Genomic DNA, 8919 nt, shown 5'->3' on the forward strand with positions numbered 1-8919 from the left:
GTCATTTTTTCAAATCCTGTAAACCCAGGGAAAACGCGAAAAGATTAATCCGCCCATACCGTTCGTAACCTTTTTAGAATTCCAGGGCGCTAGAGGTTGCACCACGATGGCGCGCTCAAGCCCCTTGGACCCCTGCTCCGGACCCGCGCTCATCCCAGCGTCGGTGCATGGGCCCAGCGCCTGACGATCAGCCAGACGCAACATGCCGAGTCACAAGCCCGGCTCTCTACATAACAGAAACGACAAGGAGAAGTCTTCGTGAAACGCATCACCCTCACTCTCGCCGCCGCAGGCCTGGGCATGGCTGCCGGCACCGCAGCCGCCGAAACCAGCGTGACCCTGTACGGCATCGCCGACGTCAGCATCCGCTACGTCAATACCAGCGACGGCGGAACCGGCGCAGACGGCAGCCGCCTCTCGATGTCCAACGGCGCCATTTCCAACAGCCGCTGGGGCCTGCGTGGCTCGGAAGACCTGGGCGACGGCAACCGCGCCTTCTTCCGCCTGGAGCAAGGCTTCGATGTGCAGAACGGCAAGTCCACCAATTCCAGCAAGACCTTCAACCGCCTGGCCTACGTCGGCCTGGACGGTGGCAAGATCGGCGCGCTCACGATGGGCCTGCAGAACACCGTTATCCAGGACCTGATGGCGGACTACTTCGATCCGCTGACGGTCGGTAACTACGCGGAGAACTCGTGGTTGCCCGCTGCAATGGGTCGCGTCCGCGCGGATAATGCTTTCCGCTATGCGAACACTCTGGGAGACCTGGCTGTGATTGGCCAATGGTCCAATGGCGACAAGTGGTCGGACCGCAAGGCTGGCCAGCAAATGGGCATTAGCCTGCGCTACACGATCGGCCAACTCGGCCTGGGTGGAGCCTTCCAGAAGACCTTTGACGGTGGCGATTCCGACAGGCGCCAGCAGGTATGGAATCTCAGCGCCTCGTATCAGTTCGAAGTCGTCAAGGTCTTCGCCGGCTATTTCAACGGCAAGGACCAGACGAACTGGACCAACGCCGTCATGGGCCGCGCTGTGGACCCGGCCAGCACCCTGGATCGCAAGGACAACGGCTACTTCCTGGGCGCCAGCTGGCAGGCCACTCCGCGCTGGACCATCACCGGCGCCGCCTACTATGACCAGGCCAAGAACGTCGTGGTCGACGGCGACAAGGGCAAGCGCTACGCCCTGATCGCCGTTGCCGAGTACGCGCTGTCCAAGCGCACCCAGGTGTACGGCACCGTGGACTACAACAAGGTCCGCGACGCCTCCACCGGCGATATCTCCGGCCGCACCAGTCAGGTCGGCGGCGGCCTCGGCATCCGCCACATCTTCTGATCGTCAACCACGATTCAAGGCCCGCCCCCGGCCGCATGAAGAAGAAAACCCCACCGCTCGCGCGGTGGGGTTTTTCTTTGCCCTGACGCCATCCCGTCACGCGCCCGATGAACGGCAAGCCGGACCGCAAGGCGGCTCGCGCCGCCCCGCCCTCACATGCCCAGATACGCCTTGCGCACCTCGTCCGACGCCGCCAGCTCCGCCGCCGAACCGGACAGCGCCACCCGCCCGCTCTGCATCACGTAGGCGCGCGCCGCCACCTCCAGCGCCTGCGTCATGTTCTGCTCGACCAGCAGCACCGACAGGCCATGGTCGCGATTGAGCGCGGCCAGCGCGTCGAACACCTGCTCGACCAGCAGCGGCGACAGGCCCAGGCTGGGCTCGTCGATCAGCAGCAGCCTGGGGCCGCTCATCAGCGCGCGGCCGATGGCCAACATCTGGCGCTCGCCGCCCGACATGGTGCCGGCCATCTGCTCGCGCCGTTCCTTCAGGCGCGGAAACAGGCCATAGACCTGCTCCAGCCGTTCGCGGTAGACGCCCTCGTCGCGCACCGTGTAGGCGCCCAGCCGCAGGTTCTGCTCCACCGGCTGGCGCGCGAACACGCGCGCGCCCTCGGGAATCATGGCGATCCCCTGCGTCACCAGCCGGTCGGGCGGCGTGCCCGTGATGTCCCGCCCTTCGAAGATGACGCGGCCGGCCTTGGGCTTCACCGAGCCCACGGTGGCCAGCAGCGTGCTGGACTTGCCGGCGCCGTTGGCGCCAAGCAGCGCGGCGATCTCGCCGGGGCGCACTTCCAAGGATATATCCCGCACCGCCTGCACGCCGCCGTAGGACACGCTCAGGTTCTCGATCTTCAGCATCGCCTCATGCACGGTGCTTCCTCCCCAGATAGGCTTCGATGACGGCCGGGTCGCGCACGATGTCCTGCGGCGCGCCCTGGGCGATCATCTGTCCGAAATTCAGCACCAGCACGCGCTGCGCCAGCCGCATCACCACTTCCAGCACGTGCTCGACGATGATCAGCGTGACCCCCGCCGCATGGATGCCGCGCAGGATCTCGGCCAGCGCGATGGCCTCGGCCGGATTCAGGCCGCCGGCGACCTCGTCCAGCAGCAGCATGCGCGGCTCGGTGGCCAGCGCCCGCGCCAGCTCCACGCGCTTCTGGCCGGCCACGTTCAGCTCGGCGGCCCTGACGCCGGCGCGGTCCGCCAGCCCCACCTGCTCCAGCACCTTCATGGATTCGCGGCGCGCGTCCGGCAGCCGGGGATGACGCAGCAAGGCGCCCACCATGGCATTCTCCAGCACCGTCATCTGGCCGAAGCTGCGCGGGATCTGGTACGTGCGCACCAGCCCCATCGCCGCCACCTGCTCGGGGCGCTTGCCGACCATGGACTGGCCGTCGAACACCACCTTGCCCGACGTGGGCTCGTGATGGCCGACCAGGCCGTTGAACAAGGTGCTCTTGCCCGCGCCGTTCGGCCCGATGATGGCGACGATCTCGCCGGCCTGCACCGACAGCGAGATGTCCTTGTTGGCCACCAGTCCGCCGAAGCGCTTGGTCAGATTCTCAACGTCCAGCAGAGCCATGGCGCTTCCTCAACGTAATCAGGCCACCGGGCAGGAACATGGTGACCAGCAGAATGGCCAGCCCGAAAATCAGCAGGTCCAGGCCCAAGCCCGAGCTGCCCCACAGCACCCGCGTGCCTTCCGACAGCGGCAGCAGCACCGCCGCGCCCAGCCAGGGCCCCAGCAGCGTGCCCACGCCGCCCAGGATCGTCACCAGCACCACCTGCACCGACATGGTCAGGCTGAACATGGACTCCGGATCGATGAAGCCCACGTACATGGCGAAGAAACCGCCCCAGACGCCCGTCATGCCGGCCGACAGCACGAAGGCCAGCATCTTGTAGCGGTCGGCGGCCACGCCCAGGCTGCGCGCGGCGGCCTCGTCGCCGTTGATGGCGCGCCAGTAGAAGCCGGTCTTCGAATGCACCAGGAAGTACGTGGCGCAGAACGTCAGGAAAGCCAGGCCCACGGCGATCCAGTAGTACGGCACCTTGCTGCGGAACAGCAGCATCCAGGCGGCGTCGCCGATCGGGGCCTCCAGCCCCACGGCGCCGCCCGCCCAGTCCCAGTTGATCATCAGCAGCAGGCCGATCTGGAGCAGCGCGATGGTGGCCATGGCGAAGTAGTGGCCCGACAGGCGCAGCGTCGGCCCGCCCACCAGCCAGGCCAGGCCCGCGCTGATCAGCCCGCCCAGCGGGATGCCCAGCAGCGGCGTGAGCTTCAGGTGATGCAGCAGCAGCAAGGTGGTATAGCCGCCCACGCCCACGAACACGGCATGGCCGAAGGAGATCCGCCCCAGGAAGCCGCCGACCAGGTTCCAGCACGCGCCCAGCGCGCCGAACATGATCGCCAGCAGCAGCACCTGCAGCGTGAAGGAATCGGTGACCACGGCGGGCACCAGGGCCAGGCCGACCGCCAGCAGCGCGGCCACCGCCAAGGGCCATTTCGGCGAGGTGGAAATATCAGCAGGTTTGTTCATCGCCATCTCACCACCGTCCGAACAGGCCCTTGGGCCGATACCAGAGAACCAGGATGAACAGGATGAACACGCTCACCGTCTTCAAGGCCGGCGCGACGAAGTAGCCCGTCATGGCCTCGATGATCCCGATCAGGATGCCGGCGATGAAGGCGCCCGGCAGGGAGCCGAACCCGCCCATGCACACCGCCACGAAGGCCAGCAGGCCGAACACCGTGCCCACCGAGGGAAACACATAGAAGAACGTGGTCAGCAGCGCGCCGGCCACGCCGACCGCGGCGCTGCCCAGCATCCAGACCTGGGCGTTGACGCGATCCGGCGAGATGCCGACCAGCGCCGCCACCTGGCGGTCTTCCGCCACCGCCTGCAGGGCGTGGCCCCAGCGCGTGCGATAGACGAGGATGAACAGCACGGCCACGAGCAGCAGCGCCACCAGTCCGGTGATAACTTGCGGACGGCCCAGCGAGACGCCGGCCAGCGACACGCTGCCGGACACCAGCGTGTCAGGCAGGCTGCGATAGTCGGGGCTGAAGGCGATGAAGGCCAGCTGGCGCAGCACCAGTCCCAGGCCGAAGGTGGCCAGGATGATGGCCATGGCCGGCCCCTTCTGCAGCCGCCGGATGATGAGCGCGTAGGTCATGAAGCCGACGAAGGCCAGCGCGATGGCGACCAGCGGCGCGGACATCGTGGGATCGATATGGCCGAGGGTGAAGAGCCAATAGGCGGCATACATGCCGAGCATCAGAAATTCGCCGTGGGCGAAATTGATGACGTCGGTGATGCCCCAGATCAGCGCCAGCCCCACCGCCACCGCGGCATAGATCAGGCCGTTGAACAGGCCTGCCGAGAGAGCTTCGAACATGAGGGACTCCTGCGGCGGGCGCCACGGCCCGCCGCTGCTTTCAAGTGATGCGGCTTATTTCCAGCTGAACGGCAGCGTGGGCAGGCTCTTGTCCGTGCGGTACTTGTCCGGCCACACGGTCTGGTAGCCCGCGCCCTTCAGCTCCAGGATCAGGCCGGCGCCCTTGGGGTTCTGCCCCTTGGCGTCGAACTTCACGCCGTCCCAGGGCATGGCCACCTGCGATTCGCCCAGATCGGTCGCGGCCAGCGCCTTGCGGATCGCCTCGGGATCGGTGGAGCCGGCCCGGTTGATGGCATCGGCCAGCACCAGCACGCCCTGCATGGAACGCGCGTTGTTGCCGTTCAGGTCCTTGCCGGTCTTGGCCTTGTACATGTCGTTGATCTTCTTGAGCCCCGCCTTGGCCGCGGCCACGTCGTTGCCCCAGACATCGCGCGACAGCACGCCCTGCACCTGCGGTCCGACTTCCTGCACGAAGCGCGAATCGATGAAGCCGGCGTCGTTGGCCAGCAGCACCGGCGGCGCGTACTTGCTCTCGCGCATGGTGCGCACGAACAGCATGGCGTCGGACGTGTAGCTGGCGAAGATCGCCACGTCGGGCTTGGCCGCCGACAGTTTCTGCACCTCGGCCGTGACCGAGGCCGAACCGGCGCTGTAGGCGATATTGGCCACGACCTCGCGCTTGTATTGCTTGGCGAACTTCTCGACCGCCTTGTAGGTGTTCACGCCGAAGTCCGTGTTTTCGTACACCACGGCGATCTTGGTGGTCGGGACGGCCTTCACGCCGTCCAGGAACTGCATCATGTTCTCGATGAAGGTGTCATCGTTGGGCGAGGTGCGGAAGAACCACTTGTAGCCGCGCTCGGTCAGGTCCGGGCTGCTGGACTCGCCGTTCAGGTAGGGAATGCCGCGCTGCTCGGCGATGCGGCTGGCGGTCTTGGTCACGGCGGACTGATAGGCGCCGGTCAGGGCCACCACCTTTTCCTGGTCGATCAGGCGCTGGGCGTCGGCCAGCCCGACCTCCGGCTTGCCCTGGGAATCGCCGAACACCACTTCGATCTTGGCCCCGCCCAATGCCGGCAAGCCGCTGCCGGCAGCCAGCGGAATGCCTTCCAGTTCGGGATGCGGATTATTGACGATCTCCACGGCCAGTTCGACCGCGGCCTTGATCTCGGCGCCGGTGGACGCCAGCGCGCCGGACAGCGGATAGATCGCGCCGATGCGTACGGTCTTCTGCTGCGCCGAGGCCGGCACGGCGGACAACAGGGCCAGACTTGCGACCACACCCGCAATGAGCTTCATCTTCATTACTGAACTCCCGGAATAAGCCTGATGGCTGAACATGGACGGGGCCGGACGCCCCGCCTGGGTACGTTTCGTCCGGCGGCAAGACGCCCTCCTCCGCGATCGCGGAAGATGCCGGCACTCGTTCGTTGTCGCCTTTTCCCCTTGTCCTGTGATGGATCGTTATGGAGGCAAAACAAAAATAGCGCTTAAGGCCGCCGCTGGCTAGCGGGGCTTATGCTCAGATATCAAAGTATCGCCATCTGGCTGTTGACCAGATCCGTGACCAGCATGTGGCCCGGCGCATGCGTGATGCAGAATTCCGGCTTCACAGACGCCACCACGGACTGCGGGGTCACGCCGCAAGCCCAGAACACAGGGATCTCGTCGGGCAGGATCTCGACCGCGTCGCCATAGTCGGGCTTGGCTATATCGGCGATACCGATCAGGGACGGATCCCCCAGATGCACCGGCGCCCCGTGCACCGACGGAAAGCGCGACGTGACCTGGATGGCGCGGATCGCGTCCGCCGCCTTCAGCGGGCGCATGGACACGACCAGCGGGCCGCCGAACACGCCCGCCCGATGCGTGGGCACATTGGTCCGGTACATGGGCACGTTGCAGCCCTGCTGGATGTGGCGCACGGGCAGGCCGTTGTCCAGCATCGCTTCCTCGAACGAGAAGGAGCAGCCGATCAGGAAGGACACCAGGTCGTCGCGCCACCAGTCGCGCACGTCGGTGGGCTCGGCCACCAGCTCGCCATGCTTCCAGACGCGATAGCGCGGGATGTCGCTGCGGATGTCGATGTCCTGCCCCAGTTCCGGCAGCGAGGGGTCGCCCGGCTCGGACATGGCCAGCAAGGGACAAGGCTTGGGATTGCGCTGGCAGAAATGCAGGAAGTCGGCGGCCAGCGCTCGCGGCAGGATCGCCAGATTGGCCTGCACATGGCCGGGCGCCAGGTTGGCGGTAGGGCCGGTGAGCCGGCCGCTGCGGGCGTCGAGCCGCGCCTGGCGGGCCAGCGCGACGCTGTCGCGCGCTACGGTGATTGCGTTCATGTTGATCCCCTTGAATCTTGTCTGGTATGGGGAGCATTGCACCGGAACTTGCCACGGCCGTCTAATCACATGTTGCGATAGACCCCGATCAGAAATCCTTATCAGGGTTATGCCGGATGGCGCTGCGCTTCCTCGCGCGCAATCTGCTGCGCCGCCTCGGCCACGGTGCGCGGCACCTGGCTGTCCGGCCCCTGCATCCAGCAGGCGGTGTAGTGCAGCGGCGGCACGTCGCCATCCTTCACGTCCAGGATCCGCAGCTCGCCCTGCGCCAGCTCGCGGCGCAGGATCACCGGCGCGATCAGCGCCGTGCCGATGCCGTCCAGCGCCATGCGCACGATCACGCTCAGCGCCGAGCTGCCATACATGCGCGGCGACTCCACGCCGGCCTGCAGCAGCATCTGCCGCGCCGCGCGGTGCGGATCGGTGGTGGAGGGATAGGTGATCACCGGCCACTCGGCCAGGCGCTTGAGCGAGATCGGCTGGCGGCCGACCTTGAGCTTGGGGCTGGCCACCCAGCTGAGCGGATAGTTGCACAGGTACAGGTTCTCGACCCTGGGCTCTTCCATCGGTCCGAGCAAGAAAGCCAGGTCGATCTGGCGCGAGGCCAGCTGCGCCTTGAGCACCGTGGTCGTGTCGACCTGGATCTCCACCATCAGCCCGGGATAGGCGTCATGCAGGTGCTCCATGAGCCTGGGCAGCCAGGTATGGACGATGGTTTCGGACACGCCCAGCCTGAGCATGCCGCTCATCACGCTCTTGGCGCGCGCGGCCTCCTGCATGTCGCGCCGCATCTGCAGCATGCGCTCGGCGTGGGACAGCAGTTCGCGCCCCTTGGCGGTGAGCTTGATGCCGCGCACGTCGCGGTCGAACAGGCGCACGCCCAGGTCCGATTCGAGCGAGGCGATGCGCTGGGAAATCGCGGGCTGGGTGGCGCTGAGCTTCTCCGCGGCGGCGCGAAAGCCGCCCAGCGTGGCCACCCAGAAAAACGTCTCGATGTTGCGCAGGTCGATCATCGGGTCCGGACCCCGGCTGGTACAGCCGCCATCTTAGCGCCGGCACGGCGCGCGCCCAAGGCCCGCGCCGTGATTCGCGGTCAGCGAACGGCCAGCAGATCCTCGACCGACAGGCCGATGCCCAGGATGCGGCGGTCGGCGCCGTTGCCGCCGGCGATCATCAGGCCCACCGGCGCGGTGCCGGGCGCCTGGCACGGCAGCGACAGGGCGCAGCCATCCAGGAAATTGATCAGCGTGGGATTGCGCAGGATCAGGCCGTTGGCCGCGTAATAGGCCTCGTCCGATGCCGCCAGGTCGGCCACCGCGGGCGCGACGATGGGCGAGGTCGGCAGGATCAGCGCGTCATAGCCGGCGATGCGCTGGTCCACGCCCGCCACCCAGGCTTCGCGGGCGTCGAGCAGGTCCAGGTAGTCGGCGGCGCTCATGTCCTTGCCGCGCATGATGCGGGACACCACGCGCGGGTCATAGCGCTTGCCGGCGCGGGCGATCAGGTCGCGGTGCCAGGCCCAGGCCTCCGCAGCGGTGAAACCGCCCTTCGAATTGATGGCGGCCAGCTCCGCGAATTCCGGCACCTCGATTTCGTCGATCAGCGCGCCGGCCTCGGCCAGCCGCGCCACCGCGCGCGCGAAGGCGTCGGCCACGTGCTTGTCCATGGCGTCCAGCGCCAGCGTGACCGGCACTGCCAGCCGCAGGCCGCGCAGCGGCAGCGGCGCGGGCGCCGGCTCGTTGTCGCCCGACAGAATGGCGTCCAGCTCGGCGCAGCAGCGCACGCTGGCGGCGATGGGGCCGATGGAATCCAGGTTGGCCGACAGCGGCAGCACGCCTGCCATG

At 67.0% G+C, this 8919-nt stretch carries 9 protein-coding genes; 1 reads left to right on the plus strand and 8 read right to left on the minus strand.

The window, feature by feature from the left end; translation table 11 throughout:
• The first annotated feature begins 258 nt into the window (after positions 1 to 258).
• On the plus strand, positions 259 to 1335 hold the full coding sequence (locus KDH83_RS09645) for a porin (RefSeq protein ID WP_212314823.1): 1077 nt from the start codon (positions 259 to 261) through the stop codon (positions 1333 to 1335).
• 152 nt (positions 1336 to 1487) lie between these two features.
• Here the strand turns inward: KDH83_RS09645 and KDH83_RS09650 are convergent, their stop codons facing one another.
• The 8 genes from KDH83_RS09650 to KDH83_RS09685 all read right to left on the minus strand — a co-directional run.
• On the minus strand, positions 1488 to 2195 hold the full coding sequence (locus tag KDH83_RS09650) for an ABC transporter ATP-binding protein (RefSeq protein ID WP_212314846.1): 708 nt from the start codon (positions 2193 to 2195) through the stop codon (positions 1488 to 1490).
• 4 nt (positions 2196 to 2199) lie between these two features.
• Positions 2200 to 2922: an ABC transporter ATP-binding protein gene (locus KDH83_RS09655; protein WP_212314826.1), complete on the minus strand. Its 723-nt coding sequence runs from the start codon at positions 2920 to 2922 to the stop codon at positions 2200 to 2202.
• Positions 2903 to 3880, minus strand: a complete 978-nt coding sequence (locus KDH83_RS09660) for a branched-chain amino acid ABC transporter permease (protein WP_249204980.1) — start codon at positions 3878 to 3880, stop codon at positions 2903 to 2905. The genes KDH83_RS09655 and KDH83_RS09660 overlap by 20 nt, the downstream gene beginning before the upstream one ends.
• Positions 3881 to 3887: 7 nt before the next feature.
• On the minus strand, positions 3888 to 4739 hold the full coding sequence (locus KDH83_RS09665) for a branched-chain amino acid ABC transporter permease (RefSeq protein WP_212314831.1): 852 nt from the start codon (positions 4737 to 4739) through the stop codon (positions 3888 to 3890).
• A gap of 54 nt (positions 4740 to 4793) precedes the next feature.
• Positions 4794 to 6044, minus strand: a complete 1251-nt coding sequence (locus KDH83_RS09670) for an ABC transporter substrate-binding protein (protein ID WP_212314833.1) — start codon at positions 6042 to 6044, stop codon at positions 4794 to 4796.
• A 224-nt stretch (positions 6045 to 6268) separates the two neighbouring features.
• Positions 6269 to 7075 (minus strand): putative hydro-lyase, encoded by an 807-nt coding sequence (locus KDH83_RS09675; protein ID WP_212314835.1) that lies wholly within the window; start codon positions 7073 to 7075, stop codon positions 6269 to 6271.
• A 107-nt stretch (positions 7076 to 7182) separates the two neighbouring features.
• Positions 7183 to 8088: a LysR family transcriptional regulator gene (locus KDH83_RS09680; RefSeq protein WP_212314837.1), complete on the minus strand. Its 906-nt coding sequence runs from the start codon at positions 8086 to 8088 to the stop codon at positions 7183 to 7185.
• 80 nt (positions 8089 to 8168) lie between these two features.
• Positions 8169 to 8919: amidase family protein (locus KDH83_RS09685; RefSeq protein WP_249204981.1), on the minus strand; the 751-nt coding region annotated here is incomplete at its 5' end.

This window comes from Achromobacter sp. Marseille-Q0513 (assembly GCF_018195695.1).
In the GTDB taxonomy this organism is placed as follows: domain Bacteria; phylum Pseudomonadota; class Gammaproteobacteria; order Burkholderiales; family Burkholderiaceae_B; genus Achromobacter.